Source organism: Streptomyces sp. NBC_00252 (genome assembly GCF_036187565.1).
Classification (GTDB): domain Bacteria; phylum Actinomycetota; class Actinomycetes; order Streptomycetales; family Streptomycetaceae; genus Streptomyces.
Genome location: NZ_CP108087.1, coordinates 6,802,751 through 6,824,437, shown reverse-complemented (window position 1 = coordinate 6,824,437; position 21,687 = coordinate 6,802,751). Strand labels below are relative to the sequence as shown.

Sequence of the window (21,687 nt, the reverse complement as noted above, 5' to 3'; positions counted from 1 at the left end):
AGGCGACTCGTACGGAAGAGCGGTGGTCCTGCCTCCCCAAGCGGACCGCCCCTCCACTCCGATCACGGGCCTCGCACGGAAGGACCTTCGGGTTGCCTCAGCACACGAGCACACGCCAGACAGCGAACACGGCCGGGGCAGCCGATGGCGAGGTACTGCCGCCGGACAACGACGAGGAACCGACACCGGACGACGCGATAACGACCCCGGAGGCCGACGCCTCCGCCACGACGGGGTCCAAGTCCGCGGCAGGCGACGGGAGTTCGGCGGCCGACGAGGACGAGGCCGAGGCTTCTGCCGACGCCGAGGGCGAGCAGGGCGAGCAGAAAGCCACCGCGTCCGAGGGAGTCGTAGAAGCGTCGTCCGACGCCACGGCGGAACCCGCGTCCGACACCGTTCCCGAGGGCGCGTCCGACACCCCGAAGTCCGGGACAGCCGAGGACGCCGACACCACCCTCGACTCCAGCACCCCGGAGCCCACCGACTCCGAGGTCCCCGGCCCCGAAGCCGCTGCCTCCGAAGCCACCGAGACCGCCCCGGACACCGAAGCGGAAGCCTCAGCCACCGAAGCCGAATCCGACCCGGACGCAGCCCCCGCCCCCACCCCCCGCACCTGGACCAGCCCCCTCGGGCTTCGGCGCCGTACGCGGGCCTGGCGGGGCAAGCATCCCGTCGCCGCGCGCGTGGCCTCCTGGAGTGTCACCGTCCTGGCCGCCGCGCTCGTCTACGTCTGTCTGCAGATGCCGACGACGATGAACAGCCTGAAGCTCACGGAGTTCATGCGGCTTCCGGCGGAGGCGATCATGGGGGCGGTGGTGCTGATCAGCCTGCCGCGCCGGCCGCGGATCGTGCTGGCGGCGGTCTCCGGCGTGCTCACCGCCGTCGTGGCGATCCTGAACATGCTCGACATGGGCTTCAACGAGTACCTGGGCCGCGGCTTCAACGTCATCCTGGACTGGAGCCTGTTCGCCGACGCCCAGAGCTATCTCAAGGACACCTTCGGCGGAGCGGCCACCACCGGCATCACGGTCGCCCTGATCCTCTTCGTCCTGCTGCTGATCGTCCTGGTCTCGCTGGCCACCGTCCGCCTCGCCAACCTGCTCGCCGCGCACAAGGCCCACGCGTCCCGGGGCGCGCTGATCGCCGGCACGGTCTGGATCACCTGCACGGCGTTCGGCCTCCAGGTCTCCGGGGTGCCGCTCGCCGCCGACCACACCGCCGCGATCCTCAAGCTCCGCACGGTCGCGGTCCGCAACACCCTGCGCGACGAGGCCGAGTTCAAGAAGGTCGCGAAGGTCGACGCGTTCGGCAACACCCCCGGCAGCCAGCTCGTCCCCGACCTGCGCGGCAAGGACATGATCTTCACCTTCATCGAGAGCTACGGCCGGAGCGCGATCGAGGACCCGATCATGGCGCCGGGTGTCGACGAGACCCTCGCCGCCGACACCAAGGCCCTCTCGAAGGCGGGCTTCGCGGCGAAGAGCGGCTGGCTGACCTCGGCGACGTACGGCGGCAGCAGCTGGCTCGGCCACTCCACCACCATGTCGGGCCTGTGGGTCAGCAACCAGCAGCGGTACCGCACGGTGATGGCCAGCGACCACCTCAGCCTGACCGACGCCTTCAAGAAGACCGGCGACTACGACACCGTCGGCGTGATGCCGGGCGTGCAGAAGGGCTGGCCGGAGCAGAGCTTCTACGGCCTCGACAAGGTCTACAACGCCTTCCAACTCGGCTACGAGGGACCGAAGTTCAGCTGGTCGACGATGCCGGACCAGTACGCGCTCGAGCAGTTCCAGAAGCAGGTGCACAGCAAGCCCCGCACCGACGGCAAGTCCCTGATGTCGATGATCATCCTGACGTCGAGCCACCAGCCCTGGGCGCCGATCCCGAAGCTCGTCCCGTGGGACCAGCTGGGCAACGGCTCGATCTTCGACTCGATCGAGAAGGCCGGCAACAAGGCCTCCGACGTCATCGCCGACACCACCAAGTCCCGCCAGGAGTACGGCAAGTCGATCCAGTACTCGGTGAACTCCCTCACCCAGTGGCTGGAGCGCTACGGCAACGACAACACCGTGCTCGTCTTCCTCGGCGACCACCAGCCGATCGCCCGGGTCAGCGGCAGCCACGCGAGCCGTGACGTCCCGATCTCGATCGTCGCCAAGGACCCCAAGGTCCTTGCGAAGGTCGACAGTTGGAACTGGACGGACGGCCTGCGCCCCGCGCACGACGCCCCGGTGTGGAAGATGAGCGCCTTCCGCGACAAGTTCCTCACGGCGTACGGCTCGACGCCCCACCCGAAGGAGAACTGACCGGCCACCGAAGGGGGTTCAGCCCCCGGACGTGTCCAGTTCCGCGTCCTCGCCGATCCCCGCGCAGTCGTACGGGTCCTTCAGCCAACCGTCCGGCAGCACCACCCGGTTGTTGCCGGACGTACGGCCGCGGGGCCCGTCGGCGCCCGCCGGCCAGGACTGGTCGAGGTCCAACTCGTCCAGCCCGGACCGGAGTTCGGCCAGGGACGAGGTGATCGCGAGCCGCTTGCGCATCTCGCTGCCGACCGCGAAGCCCTTCAGGTACCAGGCGACGTGCTTGCGGAAGTCGATGACCCCGCGCGCCTCGTCCCCGATCCACTCGCCGAGCAGGGTCGCGTGCCGCACCATGATGTCGGCGACCTCGCGCAACGACGGCTTCAGCACGTCCTGCCGGCGCCCCTCGAAGGCGGCCACGAGGTCGGCGAAGAGCCACGGCCGCCCCAGGCACCCGCGCCCGACCACGACCCCGTCGCACCCGGTCTCCCGCACCATCCGCACCGCGTCCTCGGCCGACCAGATGTCGCCGTTGCCGAGCACGGGGATCTCCGGCACATGCTCCTTGAGCCGCGCGATCGCGTCCCAGTCCGCCGTGCCGCCGTAGTGCTGAGCGGCAGTGCGGCCGTGCAGCGCGATGGAGGTGACCCCTTCTTCGACGGCGATGCGGCCGGCGTCGAGGAAGGTGATGTGGTCGTCGTCGATGCCCTTGCGCATCTTCATCGTGACGGGCAGGTCACCGGCCCCGCTGACGGCCTCCTTCAGGATCGCCCGCAGCAGGTTCCGCTTGTACGGCAGCGCGGAGCCGCCGCCCTTGCGGGTCACCTTCGGCACCGGGCAGCCGAAGTTCAGGTCGATGTGGTCGGCGAGGTCCTCCTCCGCGATCATGCGGACGGCCTTGCCGACGGTCGCCGGGTCCACGCCGTAGAGCTGGATCGAGCGCGGCGTCTCCGTCGCGTCGAAGTGGACCAGCTGCATCGTCTTCTCGTTGCGCTCGACCAGCGCCCGGGTCGTGATCATCTCGCTGACGAACAGGCCCTTGCCGCCGCTGAACTCCCTGCACAGGGTGCGGAAGGGCGCGTTCGTGATCCCGGCCATGGGGGCCAGGACGACGGGCGGCGAGACGACGTGCGGACCGACCCGCAGGGGCGACACGGGCGGGGCGACGGACGGGGCCGCGGAAGGGGAGGCGGACGAGGCGACGGGCGTGGACATTGCTCCATTGTCCCGTACCGCGCCGGGTGCTCGGCCGCAGGACCATGTACCGGTAATTAGTTAGCCGCACTATCGAGTTTGGCGTACGATGGTGCGCATGCCCGAGCTCAGCCATCGCCGCCGACAGCTGGTGCTCGCGATCTGCTGCATGAGTCTGCTGATCGTGAGCCTGGACGTGACCATTCTGAACGTCGCACTGCCCGCGATGCAGACCGATCTGCACGCGTCGACCTCCGGTCTGCAGTGGACGATCGACGCGTACACCCTGGTCCTGGCCTCCCTGCTGATGCTGGCGGGTTCGACGGCCGACCGGATCGGCCGCAAACGGGTCTTCGTCGTCGGCCTGGTGGTCTTCAGCCTCGGCTCCCTGCTCTGCTCCGTCGCACCCGGCCTGGACTCGCTGATCTGGTTCCGCATGATCCAGGCGGTCGGCGGCTCGATGCTCAACCCGGTCGCGATGTCGATCATCACCAACACCTTCACCGAGCCCCGCGAGCGCGCCCGCGCGATCGGCGTGTGGGGCGCGGTCGTCGGCATATCGATGGCCGCAGGACCGCTGATCGGCGGACTGCTCGTGGACTCGGTCGGCTGGCGTTCGATCTTCTGGATCAACCTGCCCGTGGGTCTGGCCGCGCTGCTGCTCACGCTGAAGTTCATCCCCGAGTCCCGCGCGCCCAAGGCCCGCCGTCCCGACCCGGTCGGCCAGCTCCTGGTGATCGCCCTGTTCGGCTCCCTGACGTACGCGATCATCGAGGCGCCGGACTCCGGGTTCACCTCGATCCTGCCGTTCGCGATCCTCGCGCTGGCCGCGCTGGCCGCTCTCCTCTGGTACGAGCCTCGGCGCGACGAGCCGCTCATCGACCTGCGGTTCTTCCGGTCGGCGCCGTTCAGCGGGGCGACGGTGATCGCGATCAGCGCGTTCTCGGCGCTCGGCGGGTTCCTGTTCCTGTCCACGCTGTACCTGCAGAACGTGGTGGGCCTGGACGCCCTGCACGCCGGGCTGTGGATGCTGCCGATGGCTGTGCCCACGTTCCTGTGCGCGCCGATATCCGGGCGGCTGGTCGGTAGTCACGGGCCGCGGATATCCCTGCTGATCGCGGGGACGGCGATGACCGCGAGTGCGGTGCTGTTCGCGGGGTTCGAGGCGGAGACGTCCGCGGTGTCGCGGTTCATCGGATACGCGCTGTTCGGGATCGGGTTCGGGTTCGTGAACGCGCCGATCACCAACACGGCGGTGTCCGGGATGCCTCGGGCTCAGGCCGGGGTTGCGGCGGCGGTCGCTTCCACGAGTCGGCAGCTGGGGCAGACGCTCGGGGTTGCGGTCGTCGGGGCGGTGCTGGCTTCCGGGGTGTCGGCCTCGTCGTACAAGGAGACGTTTGTATCTGCGGCTCGGCCCGGGTGGTGGATTCTCGTGGCGTGCGGGCTTGCGGTGCTGGTGCTGGGGGCGGTTACCAGTGGGGTGTGGGCTCGGCGGACTGCTGAGCGTACGGCCGACCAGTTGGCGTCTGTCGAGGTGCGCGAAGCGGCTGGGATCAACGCCTAGTTCTGCGGATGCGGGCGCGTGGGGGCTGGGCGCGCAGTTCCCCGCGCCCCTGACAACCTCACTTGGCCTGCGCTATGGCGTGCAGCCTCTCCATCCGCTCTCGTGACTCCTCGTCCGCCGGGGCGTACGTCACCATCCTCGGACCCCTCGACGGGCCCAGCCAGAGGTCCGTGTGGTCCACCGTGATGCGGCCCACGTGGGTGTTGCGGAACTCCTTGCGGCGGGGGCTGGCGCCCATGACCTCGTGACGGTCCCAGACCTCGCAGAACTCGGGGGACGTGCGGAGGCGCTTGAGGAGGGTCTTCCAGGCGGGGTCGGCGAGGTGGTCGGCCATCGAGCCGCGGAAGCGGGCGGCCATGAGGCGCTGGGTCTTCTCCAGGTGCACGATCGCCGACTGCCACTCCTCGTGCGTGTAGGAGAGGATCAGGCAGTTGCGGTCCTCGGGCGGTACGGCGTCCAGGTCGCAGAGCAGCATCCCGTAGGTGCGGTTGTAGGCGAGGATGTCGTACCTGCTGTTCTGCAGGCAGGCCGGGATCGGGTCCAGCTGGTCCAGCATCGCCTGGAGGGCGGGCGTGACGACCGCGCAGCTCGTGGCCGGCTGGGGGTCGATCGCACCGGCCAGCTGGAAGAGGTGGGAGCGTTCGCTGCTGTCCAGGAACAGGGTGCGGGCGAGGGCGTCGAGGACCTGGACGGAGACCTGGATGTCCCGGGCCTGTTCGAGCCACGTGTACCAGGTGACCCCGACCGCGGCGAGCTGCGCGACCTCCTCGCGGCGCAGGCCGGGTGTGCGGCGCCGGGTGCCGCGCGGGAGGCCGACCTGCTCGGGGGTGATGTGCTCCCGGCGGTGGCGCAGGAACGCGGCGAGCTCATGGCGCCGGACGGTCGACGCACTCTGCGGCGCGGCCCCCGGAGCGGCGGCCGCCCCGGTCACCGCGCCGGCCGTCGCCCCCGTCACCGTCTCCTGTGCCATCGTCGTCATCGCTCCAGTCTGCCGCCGCCCGGATCCTGTTTCCAGGTAGTCCTTCTACCAGGATAAGGACACTCTGGTACCAGTCTCCCGGAAGGCGCACGCTCGGCAGCGTGACCGAAACCATCACTTCCCGTACCGTCCGGTCCCCGGCGGCGGCACCCGTGCTCAGCGGCCTCGGACTGTTCACGGTGCTGCTGGCCGCGGCGCTTCCCCTCATCGACTTCTTCATCGTGAACGTGGCCCTGCCGACCATCGGCAAGGACCTCTCGGCGAGCGAGGCCGTCCTCGAACTCGTCGTCGCCGGGTACGGGGTCGCGTACGCCGTGCTGCTCGTCCTCGGCGGCCGGCTCGGCGACCTGTTCGGCCGGCGGCGGCTGTTCCTGGGCGGGATGGCCGCGTTCGGGCTGACCTCGCTGGCGTGCGGGCTCGCGCCCACCGCCTGGACGCTGGTCGCCGCGCGGATCGCGCAGGGTGCCGCGTCCGCCGCGATGCTCCCGCAGGTCCTCGCCACCATCCAGGCCGCCACGCAGGGCCCGCGCCGCGCCAAGGCGATGGGCCTGTACGGCGCGACCGCCGGGCTCGCCATGGTGGCGGGCCAGATCCTCGGCGGGGTCCTGGTGGCCGCCGACATCGCCGGTACCGGCTGGCGCGCGGTGTTCCTGGTGAACGTGCCGGTCGTCGTCGTGGGCCTGTTCCTGGCCGCGAAGGTGGTGCCGGAGACGCGTTCCCAGCACCCGGAGCCGGTGGACGTCCCCGGCACCTTCCTCCTCGCCGCGTCCCTGCTGGCGCTGCTGGTTCCGCTGACCGAGGGCCGGGCCGCGGGCTGGCCGCTGTGGACATGGCTGTCGCTGGCCGCCTTCCCGGGGCTCGTGTCGGCGTTCTACGCGGTGGAGCGCAGGGCGGACCGGCAGGGGCTGACACCGCTGGTGCCGCCGAGTCTGCTGGCGCTGACCTCGCTGCGGCGCGGGCTGGTGATGATCGTGCCGTTCGCGATCGGCTTCAGCGGGTTCATGTTCGTGATCGCGGTGGCGCTGCAGAGCGGCGCGGGTCTCGGCCCGGTCGCCGCGGGTCTCGCGCTGGTCCCGCTGGCGGTGACGTTCTTCCTCGCCTCGCTCGCCGGGCCGCGCCTGGTGAACCGGTACGGCACGCGGGTCGTGACCGCCGGTTCGGTCGTCCAGGCAGTGGGTCTCGCTCTGATCGTGCTGGCCGTGTGGCGCTCCTGGCCGCACCTCGGCTTCGTCGAACTGCTCCCCGGCGCGGCCGTCGCCGGTGCCGGTCAGGCGCTCCAACTCCCCATCATCTTCCGCATCATCCTGTCCGAGGTGCCGACCGCCCGGGCCGGTGTGGGCGCCGGCGTCATGGTCACCACCCAGCAGTCCGCGCTGGCGCTGGGCGTGGCCACCCTCGGCACCCTCTTCCTCTCCCTGGTCCCGGGGATGGGCATGCGGGACGCCCTGGCGATCACGCTGTCGGCGCAGCTCGCGGGGGTCGTACTGACCGGCCTGCTCAGCCTGCGGCTGCCGCGGACGATCGGCTGACCCGGCGGACGACATCCCGGACACCATCCGGGATGTCATGCTCACAGCTTGGACAACTCGGCGTGAATTGAGCCCTGTTGATGTTGATATTGCTGCACACTCCTTGCCGGACACTCCTGAACGGAGGCGAGGCGCATGTTGCAGATCAACACGAGCAAAGTGAGCCGCTGGGACCGGCAACGGCGGGAACACGTCGTCCGCGTGCAGCGCAAGGGAGCGCAGCGCATGATCGTGTGCGACACCTGCGGCTGGAGGAAGAGCGCGCAGTTCCTGCCGTGGCTGAAGGCGGAGGAGCATCTGGCCGAGGAGCACCAGGCCACGGTGGACCCGTCCGCCGACTGACCGGGAAGCGATGAGTTCGCGAGGCGAGGAGAGTCGTATCCGATACGACTCCCCGGACCGGAAGGCCGACTCATGAGCTCTCTCCACGACACCCTGCGGCGACGCGTCGACGACGGCACCGTGCCCGGCGCGGTGGGCCTGGTGGCCCGCGGTGACGACGTCGAGGTGGTCGCCGTCGGCTCCGTCGACGTCGAGGGCACCGCCCCGATGGCCCGCGACTCGATCTTCCGGATCGCCTCGGTCAGCAAGCCGGTCACGGCGGCGGCGGTGCTGGCGCTGGTCGACGACGGGCGGCTCGCGCTGGACGCCCCGGTGGAGGAGTGGCTGCCGGAGCTGGCGAAGCCGATGGTGGTCCGTACGCCGTCCTCGCCGGTCGACGACGTGGTCCCGGCGGAACGTCCGGTCACGGTCGAGGACCTGCTGAGCTTCCGGGCCGGCTGGGGCTTCCCGGACGACTTCTTCCTGTCGGCCGTGCAGGCGCTGCTCGCGTTCCAGCAGGACGGCCGCGCGCCCTACCTCCAGCCGGGCCCCGACGAGTGGCTCGCCGCGCTGGCGAAGATCCCGATGGTGCGCCAGCCGGGTGCCGCGTGGCTGTACAACACCTGCTCGGACATCCAGGGCGTCCTGGTCGCCCGCGCCTCGGGCTCGTCCTTCCCCGACTTCCTGGCGGAGCGGTTCTTCGGGCCGCTGGGCATGACGGACACCGGGTTCGCGGTGCCGGAGTCGAAGCGGTCCCGCTTCACCACCGCCTACACCCCGGGCGAGCTGGGCGCCCTGGAGCAGGCCGACACCCCGGACGGCGGCTTCAGCCGGCCCCCGGCCTTCCCCTCGGGCGCGGGCGGCCTGGTCTCGACGGCCGACGACCTGCTGGCCTTCCACCGCATGCTCGGCGCCGACGGCACCGCACCGGACGGCACCCCGGTCCTCTCCCCCACCTCGGTGAGCCGCATGACCACCAACCACCTCACCGCAGCCCAGCGCGAGGCCTCCGCCCTCTTCCTGGAGGGCCAGGGCTGGGGCTACGGCGGCCAGGTCGACGTCGATCCGATCGACCCGTGGAACGTCCCCGGGCGCTACGGCTGGGTCGGCGGCACCGGCACCGCGGCCCACGTGATCCCGCCCACGGGCACGGTGACGGTCCTGCTGACCCAGGTCGCGATGACCAGCCCGACGCCGCCCGCGCTGATGCGGGAGTTCTGGGCGTCAGCGGCCGGCCACTGATCCGCCCGCCCCGCCGACGCGGGAGCCTTCGCCGCGCTCCCGAGCCCGAGCGCCATGGGCCCGGTCAGCGTCAAGGTCAACTGACCGGCACCGGCGCTCAGTTGCGCAGCCCGCGCACCAACAGCTCGACCAGCGCCCGGAATTCCGCGTCCGCGCCCGGCTTCTGCCACTCCCGCGCAGGACGGGTCGTGGAAGCAGCTGGCGGCCTGGCACTGATCCGCCCGACCCGCCGGCGCGGGAGCCTTCGCCGCGGCGCGCGAGCTGCTGGCCGACGGCGCGAAGGTGGTCGTCACCGGGCGAAGCAGCGTGCCCAGCACCTGCTGCCCGTCGAGGTCGACGCCGACGTCCCCGAGCCCGAGCCCGAGCCCGAGCGCCATGGGCTCGGTCAGCGTCAAGGTCAACTGACCCGCACCGGCGGTCAGTTGCGCAGCCCGCGCACCAACAGCTCGACCAGCGCCCGGAATTCCGCGTCCGCGCCCGGCTTCTGCCACTCCCGCGCGTAGGACGGGTCGTGGAAGCAGCTGGCGGCCTGGAAGACGGCGCGGGCGGCGACGGCCGGGTCGGCGGCCGTGAAGACACCGGTCGCGATGCCCGCGCCGATGATCTCGGTGAGCTGGCCGGTGAGTTCGTCGAGGTGCTCGCCGACCAGTTCGCCCGCCTCCGTGACGAGCACCATGTACGCGGCGAACATGTCGGGATCGTCGCCCGCCTTGCGGCGCTTGGCGTCGAAGAGGCCCGCCAGCCAGTCGCGGAGGCGGGCCTCGGGGTCGCGGTCCTCGGCCGTGAAGCGGGACAGGCGCTCCGACGTGCGGTCGAGCCAGCGCTTGGTGACCGCCTCGCGCAGCGCCGCCTTGGTGCGGAAGTGCCGGTAGACGGTGCCATGGCTGACGCCGAGCGCGCGGGCCACGTCCACCACGGTGGCCTTCGCCGGGCCGTGGCGGCGCAGCACCTCCTCGGTCGCTTCGAGGATGCGCTCGGCGGTCAGGGCCTGGGTGGTCGGTGCCATGCCCTAGACGGTACCCGCAGGCAGGATCACTGTTCGGTGCCCAGATGTGCCATCTGCACGGCCGGGTAGCGGGTGCCGGCCGCCGCTCCCTCCGGTACCGCCTCCTCGATCGCCGCCAGGTCGGCCGCGTCCAGCGAGACGTCCAGCGCGCCCAGCGACTCGCTCAGCCGCTCCCGGGTGCGGGCGCCGACCAGGGGCACGATGTCGGTGCCGCGCGAGAGGACCCAGGCGATGGCGATCTGCGCGACCGTCACGCCCTTCTCGTCGGCGATCTTCCGCAGCGCTTCGACGAGTTCGAGGTTGCGGCGGAGGTTGTCGCCCTGGAAGCGGGGCGAGAAGGCGCGGAAGTCCTGCGCCCCGAGCTGCCGGTCCTGGGTGAAGTGGCCGGAGATCAGACCGCGGGAGAGCACGCCGTACGCGGTGATGCCGATGCCCAGCTCGCGGGTGGTCGGCAGGATCTCCCGCTCGATGTCGCGGGTGATGATCGCGTACTCGATCTGGAGGTCGGAGATCGGCGCGGTGGCGGCGGCCCGGCGGATGGCGTCGGCACTCGCCTCGCTGAGGCCGATGTGCCGGACGTACCCCTGCTCGACCAGCTCGGCGATCGCGCCGACGGTCTCCTCGATCGGTACGCCGGGGTCGACCCGGGCGATCCGGTACACGTCGATGTGGTCGACGCCGAGGCGCTGGAGGGAGTACGCGGCGAAGTTCTTCACGGCGGCGGGCCGGCCGTCGTAACCGGACCAGCCGCCGGCCGGGTCGCGCAGGGCCCCGAACTTCACGCTGGTGAGGGCCTGTTCGCGGCGGGCGGCGGGGGCGGTGCGCAGGGCCTCGCCGATCAGCATCTCGTTGTGGCCCATGGCGTAGAAGTCGCCGGTGTCGAGGAGCGTCACGCCCGCTTCGAGGGCCGCGTGGACGGTGGCGATGGACTCGGTGCGGTCGGCTTCGCCGTAGAGCGCGGACATGCCCATGCAGCCGAGGCCGAGGGCGGAGACCTGGGGGCCGGTGGTTCCGAGAGTACGCGTGGGGATCGTCATGTGTTCCACCTTGGCATGACAGCTGACAGATTTCAATATCTGTCATTCCATACTTGTCAGCGTGCCGACACCGACGCGATCGAGTGGTACAGACCTCTTGACGAAAGGTCTGGACCACGAGCACTGTCATGCCTACGACACCTCACCGCACCCCCACCGGGAGGCCCGTATGCTCCGTCGCCTTGTGACCGCCGCCCTCACCGCGGCCACGCTCCTCGTCCCCCTCTCGATCGCCACCGCCCCCACCGCGTCCGCCGCCGACACCTGCGCCGTGAAGTCCCGTCCGGCCGGCAAGGTCCTCCAGGGCTACTGGGAGAACTGGGACGGCTCCTCCAACGGCGTTCACCCGCCCTTCGGTTGGACCCCGATCACCAACTCCGCGATCGCCGCCCACGGCTACAACGTGATCAACGCGGCCTTCCCGGTGATCCGTTCGGACGGAACGGCGCTGTGGGAGGACGGCATGGACGCGGGCGTGAAGGTGGCCACGCCCGCCGAGATGTGCGCGGCGAAGGCCTCCGGCCAGACGATCCTGATGTCGATCGGCGGCGCGGCGGCCGGCATCGACCTCAACTCCACCGCCGTGGCGGACAAGTTCGTCGCGACGATCGTGCCGATCCTGAAGAAGTACAACTTCGACGGCATCGACATCGACATCGAGACGGGCCTGGTGGGCAGCGGCAGCATCAGCCAACTCTCCACGTCCCAGGCCAACTTGATCCGCATCATCGACGGCATCCTCGCCCAGATGCCGGCCGGCTTCGGCCTGACGATGGCCCCGGAGACCGCCTACGTCACCGGCGGCAGCAACACGTACGGCTCGATCTGGGGCGCGTATCTCCCGATCGTGAAGAAGTACGCGGACAACGGCCGCCTGTGGTGGCTCAACATGCAGTACTACAACGGCAGCATGTACGGCTGCTCCGGCGACTCGTACTCGGCCGGCACCGTCGCGGGCTTCACCGCCCAGACCGACTGCCTCAACAAGGGCCTGGTCGTGCAGGGCACGACGATCAAGGTGCCGTACGACAAGCAGGTCCCGGGCCTGCCCGCCCAGTCGGGCGCGGGCGGCGGCTACATGGCACCATCCCTGGTCTCCCAGGCCTGGAAGCACTACGGCACGAGTCTCAAGGGCCTGATGACCTGGTCCATCAACTGGGACGGCTCGAAGAACTGGACGTTCGGCGACAACGTGAAGGCGCTGCAAGGCCGTTGAGACCCCACGCGAAAGGCCGGACGAGCATTCCGCTCGTCCGGCCTTTCGTTTAGCGCGAGTTGACCCTAGGCGCCGACGAGACGCCCGGCGAGGTAGCCCTCGATCTGGTCGAGAGACACCCGCTCCTGCTTCATCGAGTCGCGCTCGCGCACCGTCACCGCGTTGTCCTCGAGCGTGTCGAAGTCGACGGTCACGCAGTACGGCGTACCGATCTCGTCCTGACGGCGGTAACGCCGGCCGATCGCACCCGCGTCGTCGAACTCGATGTTCCAGTTCTGCCGGAGCGCGGCGGCGAGGCCCTTGGCCTTCGGCGACAGCTCCGGGTTGCGGGACAGCGGCAGGACGGCCACCTTCACCGGGGCGAGGCGGTGGTCGAGCCGCAGCACGGTCCGCTTCTCCAGCTTGCCCTTGGCGTTGGGCGCCTCGTCCTCGACGTAGGCGTCGAGCAGGAACGCCAGCATCGCCCGGCCGACACCGGCCGCCGGCTCGATGACGTACGGCGTCCAGCGCTCCTGGGCCTCCTGGTCGAAGAAGAAGAGGTCCTGGCCGGAGGCCTTGGAGTGGGCGGTCAGGTCGTAGTCGGTGCGGTTGGCCACACCTTCCAGCTCGCCCCACTCGTTGCCGCCGAACTGGAAGCGGTACTCGATGTCAGCGGTGCGCTTGGAGTAGTGGGAGAGCTTCTCCTTGGGGTGGTCGTACCACCGCATGTTCTCCTCGCGCAGGCCCAGGCCGGTGTACCAGTTCCAGCGCTCCTGCATCCAGTACTCCTGCCACTTCTCGTCCTCGCCCGGCTTGACGAAGAACTCCATCTCCATCTGCTCGAACTCGCGGGTCCGGAAGATGAAGTTGCCGGGCGTGATCTCGTTGCGGAAGGACTTGCCCATCTGCGCGATGCCGAACGGCGGCTTCTTGCGCGAAGTGGTCTGCACCTGACCGAAGTTGGTGAAGATGCCCTGGGCGGTCTCGGGGCGCAGGTAGGCGATGGAGCCGGTGTCCTGCGTCGGGCCGAGGTGGGTGGAGAGCAGGCCGGAGAACTGCTTGGGCTCGGTGAACTGACCCTTGTTGCCGCAGTTGGGGCAGTTGATGTCGGCCAGGCCGTTCTCGGGGAGGCGGCCGTGCTTGGCCTCGTACGCCTCTTCCAGGTGGTCCGCGCGGAACCGCTTGTGGCACGCGGTGCACTCGGTGAGCGGGTCCGAGAAAGTGGCGACGTGGCCGGAGGCGACCCAGACCTCGGGGGCCAGGATGACGGACGAGTCGATACCGACCACGTCCTCGCGCGACGTCACCATGTAGCGCCACCACTGGCGCTTCAGGTTCTCCTTGAGCTCGACACCCAGCGGTCCGTAGTCCCAGGCGGCCTTCTGGCCGCCGTAGATCTCACTACAAGGGAAAACGAAGCCACGGCGCTTGCTCAGGCTGACGATGGTGTCGATCTTGTCGGCGGCCACGGTGCTCTCTTCATGACGAATGGACAGGCAGCGAATGCTTCAGGTTACCGGCGCCTCCCTCCCTCGTATCAAATCGGTTCCCTACCGAGGGCTTGTTGACAACGGTTTCCATCTCAGTTGAAAATGACTGTCATGAACGTACGACGACGCCACATATCCGGGATCGCCATCGCGGCGGCCACCGCCCTCGGTCTCGGGACCCTCTCCGCCTGCTCCGACAGCGCGTCCGCGGCCAACACGGACAAGTTCGACGTCGTCGCGGCGTTCTACCCGCTGCAGTACCTCGCCGAGCAGATCGGCGGCGACCACGTGCACGTCACCAGCCTGACGAAGCCCGGCCAGGAGCCGCACGACCTGGAGATCAGCGCGCAGCAGACCGCCGCGCTCGGGGAGTCCGACGCGGTGCTCTACCTCAAGAACCTCCAGCCCGCCGTCGACGACGCGGTGAGCCAGTCCGAGGTCAGGACGAAGATCGACGCCGCCTCCCTGACCACCCTGGAGAAGCACGGCAACGAGGTCGGCGGCCACGCGGCCTCCCACGACACCTCGAAGAACGACGAGCTGGCCGGCCTCGACCCGCACATCTGGCTCGACCCGGTGCGCTACGCCCAGGTCGCCCAGGGCGTCGGCAAGGCCTTCGAGAAGGCCGACCCGAAGAACGCGGCCGACTACAGGACGCGCACCGCGGCCCTGGTCACGAAGCTGGACGCACTCAACACCGAGTTCAAGACCGGCCTCGCGAGCACCAGGACCAAGGTGTTCATCACCACCCACGCCGCCTTCGGCTACCTCGCCGAGCGCTACGGCCTCACCGAGGAGGCCATCAACGGCCTGGACCCCGAGTCGGAGCCCAGTGCCGAGCGCGTGAAGAACCTTGAGAAGATGGCCAAGGCCGACGGCGTCACCACGGTGTTCTACGAGACGCTCGTCAGCGACAAGACCGCGAAGACCATCGCCGCCGACGCGCACCTCAAGACGGACGTCCTCGACCCGATCGAGGGCATCACCAAGAAGTCCCGCGGCAAGGACTACTTCTCGGTCCAGCAGGCCAACCTCAAGGCCCTGCAGAAGGCCCTGGGAAGTAAATGACCAGCACGGAGGACGAGTTGATGAGCGACTTGATGAGCGAGCCCGTCATATCGCTGCGCGGAGTCCGCGCCGAGCTGGGCTCGCGCCCCGTCCTGCGCGGCATCGACCTCACCGTGCGCCGCGGTGAGGTGGTCGCGCTGCTCGGCGCCAACGGCTCCGGCAAGTCGACCGCGATCCGCACGATCATCGGCCAAGTCCCGCTCAGCGGCGGCGAGATCGAGCTGTTCGGCACCCCGCGCCGCGCCTTCAAGGAGTGGCGGCGCGTGGGCTACGTACCGCAGCGCACGACGGCCGCGGGCGGCGTCCCCGCCACCGTCACCGAGATCGTCGCCTCCGGCCGCCTCTCCCGCGCCCGCTTCGGCCTGCTCCGCAAGGCGGACCACGAGGCCGTACGGCACGCCCTGGAGCTGGTCGACATGGCGGACCGCGCCAAGGACTCCGTCAACGCGCTCTCCGGCGGCCAGCACCAGCGTGTGCTGATCGCCCGCGCGCTCGCCGCCGAACCCGAACTCCTCATCATGGACGAGCCGATGGCGGGCGTGGACCTCGCCAGCCAGAAGGTGCTGGCCGACACCCTGACCCGCCAAGTCGCCGAAGGCGCGACGGTGTTGCTCGTCCTGCACGAACTCGGCCCGCTGGAACCGCTGATCGACCGCGCCGTCGTCCTGCGCGACGGCTGCGTCCAGCACGACGGCCCGCCGCCGCGCGCACTCGGCCAGCACGCGCTGCCCGGCCACGACCACGTCCACCCGCACTCGGCGGACGCCGAACCGATCCGCACGGGACTGCTGAGCTGATGGACCTCCTCGACTACGCCTTCATGCAGCGGGCGCTCATCGCCGCCGTCCTCGTCGGCATCACCGCCCCCGCGATCGGCATCTACCTCGTCCAGCGCCGCCAGCCCCTCATGGGCGACGGCATCGGCCACGTCGCGATGACCGGAGTCGGCCTCGGCTTCCTGCTGAACGCCTCCCCGGTGTGGATGGCCACCGCCGTCTCCGCCCTCGGCTCGGTCCTGATGGAACTGATCCGCTGGTACGGCAAGACCCGCGGCGACATCGCCCTCGCGATGCTCTTCTACGGCGGCATGGCGGGCGGCGTGATGTTCGTCAACCTCGCGCCGGGCGGCTCGAACGCCAACCTGAACTCGTACCTCTTCGGCTCCCTCTCCACCGTCTCGCAGTCCGACGTGACGGCGATCGGCATCCTGGCCGCCTTCGTGATCGTGGTCACCCTCGGCCTGCGGCGGCAGCTGTTCGCCGTGAACCACGACGAGGAGTTCGCCCGGGTCACCGGCCTGCCCGTGCGCGCCCTGAACCTGCTGACGGCGGTCACCGCGGCCGTCACCGTCACCGTCGCGATGCGCGTCGTGGGCCTGATCCTGGTCTCCGCGCTGATGGTGGTGCCGGTCGCCGCCGCGCAGCAGCTCACCCGCAGCTTCGGGGCGACCCTCGCCATCGCGGGCGTCATCGGCGTGACCGTGACGGTCAGCGGCACCGTCACCTCGTACTACCAGGACGTCCCGCCCGGCGCGACGATCGTGCTCCTGACGATCGCCGCGTTCATCGCGCTCACCGCGCTGGCGACCCCGCTGGCCCGGCGCCGGGCCCGGGCCGCTGCCACGGCGCGACCCGCGGGGGACCCGGTGGAGTGCGCGATTCCGGCCACCCGGGGGGCCGCCGACGAGGTCGGCGTCTGACCAGGCACAGCCCGGGCTGGCACAATGGCTCGGCAAAGTGCAGACGTGAGGAGGCAACGGTGACGACGGCCGGCCCGCCCGTAAAGGGACGATCCACCCGCCAGCGTGCCGCCGTGTCGGCGGCACTCAACGAGGTCGACGAGTTCCGCAGCGCCCAGGAACTCCACGACATGCTCAAGCACAAGGGTGACTCGGTCGGCCTCACCACGGTCTACCGCACCCTCCAGTCCCTCGCCGACGCCGGCGAGGTCGACGTCCTGCGCACGTCGGAGGGCGAGTCGGTGTACCGGCGCTGCTCCACGGGCGATCACCATCACCACCTGGTGTGCCGGGTGTGCGGCAAGGCGGTGGAGGTCGAGGGGCCCGCCGTCGAGAAGTGGGCGGAGGCCATCGCCGCGGAGCACGGGTATGTGAACGTGGCGCACACGGTGGAGATCTTCGGGACCTGTGCGGAGTGCGCCGCGGGTTGACCGGTTGTGGTGCGGGTCGGTCGGGGTGGGCGGCTCTGAGGGCTGCCGCCCCCAGGCCCCCGCTTCGGCCCCGAAAGGGCCTCGTCCTCACACGTCGGACCGGCTAAAGAGAACCGCCCCGCATGTTCTTCTCCATCTCCAGCAGCTTCTCGTTCGGGACCGCGCCGCCGAACCTCCGGTCGCGCTGGGCGAATTCGACGCAGGCTCGCCACAGGTCGCGGCGGTCGAAGTCGGGCCACAGGACGTCCTGGAAGACCATCTCGGCGTAAGCGCTCTGCCAGATCAGGTAGTTGGAGGTGCGCTGCTCGCCGCTGGGGCGCAGGAAGAGGTCGACCTCGGGCATGTCCGGGTAGTACATGTACTTGGCGAAGGTCTTCTCGTCGACCTTGGCCGGATCGAGCCGGCCGGCCTGCACGTCCTCGGCCAACGCCTTTGCCGCGTCGGCGATTTCGGCCCGGCCGCCGTAGTTCATGCAGAAGTAGAGCGTGAGCGCGTCGTTGTTCTTGGTCTGCTCCTGCGCGATCTGCAACTCCTTGGCGACCGACCGCCACAGCTTGGGCATACGGCCCACCCACCGCACCCGGATGCCGAGTTCGTCGAGGGTGTCGCGGGTCTTGCGGATGAAGTCGCGGTTGAAGTTCATGAGGAAGCGCACCTCGTCGGGCGACCGCTTCCAGTTCTCGGTGGAGAAGGCGTACAGCGAGATCGCGCCGACGCCCATCTCCACACCGCCCTGCAGCACGTCCAACACCCGCTCGGCGCCGACCTTGTGGCCCTCGGTGCGCGGCAGCCCGCGCTCCTTGGCCCACCGGCCGTTCCCGTCCATGACGATCGCCACGTGCTTGGGGATCAGCTCACCCGGCAGCTTCGGCGCGGTGGCCCCCGACGGGTGCGGCTCCGGCGCCGTGTACTCGCGCCGCTGGCGCCCCAGGATCCCGCGTACGGCCATGTGCTTCTCGCTCCTCTTGCCTCTTGCTGTCTCTTACGACGTGCTACGACTTCTCGACGTACCGCAGCGAGCGCAGTCCGCGCTCCAGATGCCAGTGCAGATAGGCGGACACCAGCCCGCTGCCCTCCCGCACATGCCGCGCCTCGCACGCGTCCGCCGTCTCCCAGTCTCCCGTAAGCAGCGCACCGAGGAGTTCCAGGGCCTGCGGTGAGGGTACGACGCTCCCGGCCACCCGGCAGTCCACGCAGACGACCCCGCCCGACGCCACGGAGAAGAACCGGTTCGGACCGGGCATCCCGCATTTCGCGCAGTCCCCGAAGCTCGGCGCGTAGCCGTTGACGGCGAGGGAACGCAGCAGGAACGCGTCGAGGATGAGATGCGGTGCGTGCTCGCCACCGGCCAGCGTCCGCAGCCCGCCCACCAGCAGCAGATACTGCTGCACGGCGGGCTCGCCCTCGTGATCGGTGAACCGCTCGGCGGTCTCGAGCATCGCGGTGCCGGCGGTGTACCGCGCGTAGTCGGCGACGATCCCGCCACCGTACGGAGCGATGGTCTCACTCTGGGTGCACAACGGCAGCCCGCGGCCGATGAGTTCGCTGCCCCGCGCGAAGAACTGGACGTCCACGTGCGAGAACGGCTCCAGCCGCGCCCCGAACTTCGACTTGGTCCGCCGCACCCCGCGCGCCACCGCGCGCACCCGCCCGTGCCCCCGGGTGAGCAGCGTGATGATCCGGTCCGCCTCACCCAGCTTCTGGGTGCGCAGCACGATGCCGTCGTCGCGGAACAGACTCATGGAGCCCATTGTCCCCTACGGCCCTGTGGCCCTACGACGCGTCCGGGGCGTCCGGGATGTCCGGAGACACGTCAAGGGACCTCACCGCGGCTCCGTGCGTTCGCATAGGCGGTCGCCGCGCTCAGCCGCTCGGCCGGGGTCGCGTCCCGCACGGCGGCCGGCTCGACGTCCCACTCCCGTCCGCCGCCGTACGGGCGGAGCTGAACATAAGGCCCCTCATGCCCCATGACGATGCCCACTCGTCCGGTACGGGTGTCCATGGCGACCGATCCGACCGACGGTTTCATCGCTCTCCTCGCACCCGAATCCGCAATTCCACCAAGGTGTCCTTCGCCTCCGATCAGTGTGCCCACAGCTGGCTCCCCTCCCTTTCCGACTTTCACGCTTCTGCACGTCACGACCCCTTGCCGGCCCTACACTCGGCAGGAGTCTGTCGACCACAAGTGCGTTATCTTTCAAGGGTGTTGGCGTTGGCCAAGGGTTCACGGCGGGCAGTCCGGAAGAGATATCGACGCCGTTCGAACAGGCCTTTCGGAAATCACGAACAATGCCGTCCAACCGGTTTGACGGGATTCCGAAATCCGACGCCACTTTCCGAGCACCACCGCAAAAGCGCACGCCGACCACCGGCCCGTTCCGGCCAGTTCGGGGCGGGGCGCAACGAAGTCCCGGATCAGGCGCCGGGTCACGCTCGGGACGATCAGGGCGTCCCCTGCGGGCATCACACGGACGGCGCCGAGGCCGTCCGAACGTCCGCCGCGGTCAGGGCTGCCGGCGTGGTCCGGCCGGGTGGGCGACCGTCCTTCCCTCGTCCGGCTCGGGGGTCGGTTCCGGGGCGTGGTCCGGTTCCGTGGCCTCCCACAGCACGGTGAAGCGGTTGATGCGTTCCTCGACGTGTTCGTGGGTCATCTTCAGGGTCGTCTTGGCGGGCATGACGCGGATGTCGGGCTCGGTCTCGTAGGAGAGTTCGCCGTCGAAGACGATGAAGTCGTTCAGCGAGTTCATCTGGGCGGTGGGTTCGAGGAGGGCACGGACCGCGATACGCGCGTCGATGCCGAACTTGCGGTGTCTTTCGCAGAGTTGGCGGAGGCTGCTGGTGACCTCCGACTCCTCGTCGACCAGGAACACGCGCCGGATCTCCACCCTGCGGGACTTGATGGCGGTCTCCTGGGCGGCGAGATAGCGCCGGGCGGGCTCGCTGGACCAGAAGTCGCGGTCGACGGACGTGCTGGTGGCGTAGAGAGTGCGCTTGACGCACTTGGTGAGGTCGATCAGCCACTCGTGGTTCTCGCCGGGGCAGTCAGCCGTGCCGTTGCCGAGGCTCTCCATCAGGAGTGCCAGGCGGCCCAGCTCCTCCTCGGCGAAGGCTTTGACGATGTCCGCGCCCTGCTCGCCCACTTTCGTGTAGCCCAGCACCAGCCGGGTCACCTCGTCGGAGCGCAGCACCGAGCCGTCGACCTTGCTGTACAGCTCCGTCGCGGCGTTGATCTTCGCGAAGCTCTCGTCGACCGCCGCGCGCATCTCGGTGTGGTGGCTGGACAGGCTGTCCTTCATGTCCCGGATGCGCCGCTTCTGGCTCTCCTGGACGGCCTCGAGCCGCTCCCCGAAGTCCACGAGCAGCTGCACGATCAGCGTCGCGCAGCCGAGGACGATGGACATCGTCCACTGCCACAGGTCGCCGTCGTTCTCGTTGAGGACGTTGGTCACGAAGAAGGCGGCCACTCCCGCTAAGACGGCGAACCCCGTCCTGATGAACAGCCTCGATCCGCGCTGGACCTGGTCCTGCTGTGGAACGGCCCCTGGTCCCGCCCCTGTTGTTGTCGTCACTCCGTTCATGTGAGCCTCTCCCCCGTCGGATATGCGGTTCGTGCCGCCCCGTCAGCGCGTGCTCAGCGCCTGGTGCAGCAACGGAATGGCCTGTATGGCCAGTTGGTCCCGGATACGCTGGCGAAGGTTCTCCCATTGGCGGCTGAAGCCCGGTTCCCGCTCCAGTACGTCCCACAGGTGTCCCAGCGTGCGGTCCACGTGTGCGCGCGGCATCCACAGATGCAGCAGGTGATCCACGGCCGGGCGCAGCGCCAGGACCGCCGCGGGCCCGTCCGCCGCACCGAGTCGGCTGTTCTCCAGCATGTGCACCACCGTCGTCAAAAGCCAGTCGTGCAACGCGAGGTCTTCGCAGAGCCCGGCGACCGCGGCCGTCTCGGTGCCCTCGGGGACTCTCAACTCGACCGTCCGCAGGCCGTCTTCGGCCAGCGTGAAGCGGTCCAGGGAGGCGTCCTCGGCCTCGGGTGCCCGACGTGCGGCCCAACGCAGGTGTGTGCGGCGGGACTTGAAGGGCGCCTTGTGGTCGAGGAGGGGGTGGCGCACCAGCTGCGCCAGCAGCCCCTCGGCGATCATCCCGAGGTCCAGCTCGCCGCGCCCACCGCCCCGCAACACGCCCTCGGCGGTGGCCTGTTCGGGCAGTTTCCCGAACGGTTCGACGACCCCGGGGCGGACGAGGTAGTGCCCCCAGGGCCGGCGTACGTCGGGTCCGGCGGCCGGGGCGCTGAAATAGGCGGTGGACTGCAGGACCCGGCCCTCGGTGAGCGCCGCGCGGGCGGCGACTGTACCGACGGCCCTGACCTTGGCGCCGTTCGCGGTGGGCAGCCGGCAGTCCACGCCCGTGAGGACCTCGGGCGAGAGGGCGTAGAGGTTGGGCCGCTCGGAGACGCGGACGTGTTCGTCGGCGCGCAGCCGCAGGAGTTGGGCGGCGGCGCGGCCGTCCAGCGCCTGGAAGGACGGCAGCAGACCGGTGCGCACCTCGCCGCAGACGAGGACCGAGCGGGTGGGCCGTCCTGGGGTCGTCATG

At 69.9% G+C, this 21,687-nt stretch carries 20 protein-coding genes; 10 read left to right on the top strand and 10 right to left on the bottom strand.

The window, feature by feature from the left end:
• The first annotated feature begins 740 nt into the window (after positions 1-740).
• A complete protein-coding gene (locus OHT77_RS30210) occupies positions 741-2,309 on the top strand; it encodes a sulfatase-like hydrolase/transferase (protein ID WP_328834386.1) in 1,569 nt (522 codons plus the stop codon).
• An 18-nt stretch (positions 2,310-2,327) separates the two neighbouring features.
• On the opposite strand, the gene dusB is transcribed toward OHT77_RS30210, so the two are convergent.
• The gene (gene dusB / locus OHT77_RS30205) at positions 2,328-3,518 is read right to left on the bottom strand and encodes a tRNA dihydrouridine synthase DusB (protein WP_328831566.1); all 1,191 of its coding nucleotides are present in this window, start codon (positions 3,516-3,518) and stop codon (positions 2,328-2,330) included.
• Between the two features lie 97 nt (positions 3,519-3,615).
• On the opposite strand from dusB, the gene OHT77_RS30200 reads away from it, so the two are divergent.
• The gene (locus OHT77_RS30200) at positions 3,616-5,061 is read left to right on the top strand and encodes an MFS transporter (protein ID WP_328831565.1); all 1,446 of its coding nucleotides are present in this window, start codon (positions 3,616-3,618) and stop codon (positions 5,059-5,061) included.
• A gap of 58 nt (positions 5,062-5,119) precedes the next feature.
• Here the strand turns inward: OHT77_RS30200 and OHT77_RS30195 are convergent, their stop codons facing one another.
• Positions 5,120-6,040 carry a helix-turn-helix transcriptional regulator gene (locus OHT77_RS30195; RefSeq protein WP_328831564.1) on the bottom strand — a complete coding sequence of 307 codons (921 nt, stop codon included), beginning with the start codon at positions 6,038-6,040 and terminating at the stop codon, positions 5,120-5,122.
• A 101-nt stretch (positions 6,041-6,141) separates the two neighbouring features.
• Here OHT77_RS30195 and OHT77_RS30190 point away from each other — a divergent pair, with 101 nt between their 5' ends.
• The 3 genes from OHT77_RS30190 to OHT77_RS30180 all read left to right on the top strand — a co-directional run bounded on the left by OHT77_RS30190 (position 6,142) and on the right by OHT77_RS30180 (position 9,132).
• The gene (locus tag OHT77_RS30190) at positions 6,142-7,569 is read left to right on the top strand and encodes an MFS transporter (protein WP_328831563.1); all 1,428 of its coding nucleotides are present in this window, start codon (positions 6,142-6,144) and stop codon (positions 7,567-7,569) included.
• A gap of 135 nt (positions 7,570-7,704) precedes the next feature.
• The gene (locus OHT77_RS30185; RefSeq protein WP_328831562.1) at positions 7,705-7,911 is read left to right on the top strand and encodes a hypothetical protein; all 207 of its coding nucleotides are present in this window, start codon (positions 7,705-7,707) and stop codon (positions 7,909-7,911) included.
• Between the two features lie 72 nt (positions 7,912-7,983).
• Positions 7,984-9,132 carry a serine hydrolase domain-containing protein gene (locus OHT77_RS30180; RefSeq protein WP_328831561.1) on the top strand — a complete coding sequence of 383 codons (1,149 nt, stop codon included), beginning with the start codon at positions 7,984-7,986 and terminating at the stop codon, positions 9,130-9,132.
• Between the two features lie 418 nt (positions 9,133-9,550).
• Here OHT77_RS30180 and OHT77_RS30175 read toward each other — a convergent pair whose 3' ends face one another.
• Together OHT77_RS30175 and OHT77_RS30170 are read right to left on the bottom strand one after the other, a co-directional pair.
• A complete protein-coding gene (locus OHT77_RS30175; RefSeq protein WP_328831560.1) occupies positions 9,551-10,138 on the bottom strand; it encodes a TetR/AcrR family transcriptional regulator in 588 nt (195 codons plus the stop codon).
• Positions 10,139-10,164: 26 nt separating this feature from the next.
• Complete coding sequence (locus OHT77_RS30170; protein WP_328831559.1) at positions 10,165-11,175, bottom strand: aldo/keto reductase; 1,011 nt, start codon at positions 11,173-11,175, stop codon at positions 10,165-10,167.
• Between the two features lie 169 nt (positions 11,176-11,344).
• Here OHT77_RS30170 and OHT77_RS30165 point away from each other — a divergent pair, with 169 nt between their 5' ends.
• The gene (locus tag OHT77_RS30165; RefSeq protein ID WP_328831558.1) at positions 11,345-12,391 is read left to right on the top strand and encodes a chitinase; all 1,047 of its coding nucleotides are present in this window, start codon (positions 11,345-11,347) and stop codon (positions 12,389-12,391) included.
• Between the two features lie 65 nt (positions 12,392-12,456).
• On the opposite strand, the gene OHT77_RS30160 is transcribed toward OHT77_RS30165, so the two are convergent.
• Positions 12,457-13,839 carry a glycine--tRNA ligase gene (locus OHT77_RS30160; RefSeq protein ID WP_328831557.1) on the bottom strand — a complete coding sequence of 461 codons (1,383 nt, stop codon included), beginning with the start codon at positions 13,837-13,839 and terminating at the stop codon, positions 12,457-12,459.
• A 132-nt stretch (positions 13,840-13,971) separates the two neighbouring features.
• On the opposite strand from OHT77_RS30160, the gene OHT77_RS30155 reads away from it, so the two are divergent.
• The 4 genes from OHT77_RS30155 to OHT77_RS30140 are packed head-to-tail and all read left to right on the top strand — an operon-like array spanning position 13,972 to position 17,097.
• Positions 13,972-14,928: a metal ABC transporter substrate-binding protein gene (locus OHT77_RS30155; protein ID WP_328831555.1), complete on the top strand. Its 957-nt coding sequence runs from the start codon at positions 13,972-13,974 to the stop codon at positions 14,926-14,928.
• The gene (locus OHT77_RS30150) at positions 14,925-15,725 is read left to right on the top strand and encodes a metal ABC transporter ATP-binding protein (protein ID WP_402417358.1); all 801 of its coding nucleotides are present in this window, start codon (positions 14,925-14,927) and stop codon (positions 15,723-15,725) included. The genes OHT77_RS30155 and OHT77_RS30150 overlap by 4 nt, the downstream gene beginning before the upstream one ends.
• Positions 15,725-16,627 (top strand): metal ABC transporter permease, encoded by a 903-nt coding sequence (locus OHT77_RS30145; protein WP_328831554.1) that lies wholly within the window; start codon positions 15,725-15,727, stop codon positions 16,625-16,627. The genes OHT77_RS30150 and OHT77_RS30145 overlap by 1 nt, the downstream gene beginning before the upstream one ends.
• A 59-nt stretch (positions 16,628-16,686) precedes the next feature.
• Positions 16,687-17,097, top strand: a complete 411-nt coding sequence (locus OHT77_RS30140; protein ID WP_200686659.1) for a Fur family transcriptional regulator — start codon at positions 16,687-16,689, stop codon at positions 17,095-17,097.
• A gap of 103 nt (positions 17,098-17,200) precedes the next feature.
• On the opposite strand, the gene OHT77_RS30135 is transcribed toward OHT77_RS30140, so the two are convergent.
• The 5 genes from OHT77_RS30135 to OHT77_RS30110 all read right to left on the bottom strand — a co-directional run bounded on the left by OHT77_RS30135 (position 17,201) and on the right by OHT77_RS30110 (position 21,686).
• Positions 17,201-18,046, bottom strand: a complete 846-nt coding sequence (locus OHT77_RS30135; RefSeq protein ID WP_328831553.1) for an isoprenyl transferase — start codon at positions 18,044-18,046, stop codon at positions 17,201-17,203.
• Positions 18,047-18,089: 43 nt separating this feature from the next.
• A complete protein-coding gene (recO, locus tag OHT77_RS30130; RefSeq protein ID WP_328831552.1) occupies positions 18,090-18,839 on the bottom strand; it encodes a DNA repair protein RecO in 750 nt (249 codons plus the stop codon).
• Positions 18,840-18,910: 71 nt separating this feature from the next.
• Positions 18,911-19,126 carry a hypothetical protein gene (locus OHT77_RS30125; protein WP_266768467.1) on the bottom strand — a complete coding sequence of 72 codons (216 nt, stop codon included), beginning with the start codon at positions 19,124-19,126 and terminating at the stop codon, positions 18,911-18,913.
• A gap of 475 nt (positions 19,127-19,601) precedes the next feature.
• Positions 19,602-20,546 (bottom strand): hypothetical protein, encoded by a 945-nt coding sequence (locus tag OHT77_RS30115; protein ID WP_328831551.1) that lies wholly within the window; start codon positions 20,544-20,546, stop codon positions 19,602-19,604.
• 171 nt (positions 20,547-20,717) lie between these two features.
• On the bottom strand, positions 20,718-21,686 hold the full coding sequence (locus tag OHT77_RS30110) for an SCO2521 family protein (protein WP_328831550.1): 969 nt from the start codon (positions 21,684-21,686) through the stop codon (positions 20,718-20,720).
• Position 21,687: the final 1 nt, after the last annotated feature.

Bases quoted from the DNA above. Each gene is read 5' to 3' on its own strand.
- OHT77_RS30210 (WP_328834386.1), top strand. From the start codon at position 741: ATGCCGACGACGATGAACAGCCTGAAGCTCACGGAGTTCATGCGGCTT.
- dusB (WP_328831566.1), bottom strand. From the start codon at position 3,518: ATGTCCACGCCCGTCGCCTCGTCCGCCTCCCCTTCCGCGGCCCCGTCC.
- OHT77_RS30200 (WP_328831565.1), top strand. From the start codon at position 3,616: ATGCCCGAGCTCAGCCATCGCCGCCGACAGCTGGTGCTCGCGATCTGC.
- OHT77_RS30195 (WP_328831564.1), bottom strand. From the start codon at position 6,040: ATGACGACGATGGCACAGGAGACGGTGACGGGGGCGACGGCCGGCGCG.
- OHT77_RS30185 (WP_328831562.1), top strand. From the start codon at position 7,705: ATGTTGCAGATCAACACGAGCAAAGTGAGCCGCTGGGACCGGCAACGG.
- OHT77_RS30180 (WP_328831561.1), top strand. From the start codon at position 7,984: ATGAGCTCTCTCCACGACACCCTGCGGCGACGCGTCGACGACGGCACC.
- OHT77_RS30175 (WP_328831560.1), bottom strand. From the start codon at position 10,138: ATGGCACCGACCACCCAGGCCCTGACCGCCGAGCGCATCCTCGAAGCG.
- OHT77_RS30170 (WP_328831559.1), bottom strand. From the start codon at position 11,175: ATGACGATCCCCACGCGTACTCTCGGAACCACCGGCCCCCAGGTCTCC.
- OHT77_RS30165 (WP_328831558.1), top strand. From the start codon at position 11,345: ATGCTCCGTCGCCTTGTGACCGCCGCCCTCACCGCGGCCACGCTCCTC.
- OHT77_RS30155 (WP_328831555.1), top strand. From the start codon at position 13,972: ATGAACGTACGACGACGCCACATATCCGGGATCGCCATCGCGGCGGCC.
- OHT77_RS30150 (WP_402417358.1), top strand. From the start codon at position 14,925: ATGACCAGCACGGAGGACGAGTTGATGAGCGACTTGATGAGCGAGCCC.
- OHT77_RS30145 (WP_328831554.1), top strand. From the start codon at position 15,725: ATGGACCTCCTCGACTACGCCTTCATGCAGCGGGCGCTCATCGCCGCC.
- OHT77_RS30135 (WP_328831553.1), bottom strand. From the start codon at position 18,046: ATGGCCGTACGCGGGATCCTGGGGCGCCAGCGGCGCGAGTACACGGCG.
- recO (WP_328831552.1), bottom strand. From the start codon at position 18,839: ATGAGTCTGTTCCGCGACGACGGCATCGTGCTGCGCACCCAGAAGCTG.
- OHT77_RS30125 (WP_266768467.1), bottom strand. From the start codon at position 19,126: ATGAAACCGTCGGTCGGATCGGTCGCCATGGACACCCGTACCGGACGA.
- OHT77_RS30110 (WP_328831550.1), bottom strand. From the start codon at position 21,686: ATGACGACCCCAGGACGGCCCACCCGCTCGGTCCTCGTCTGCGGCGAG.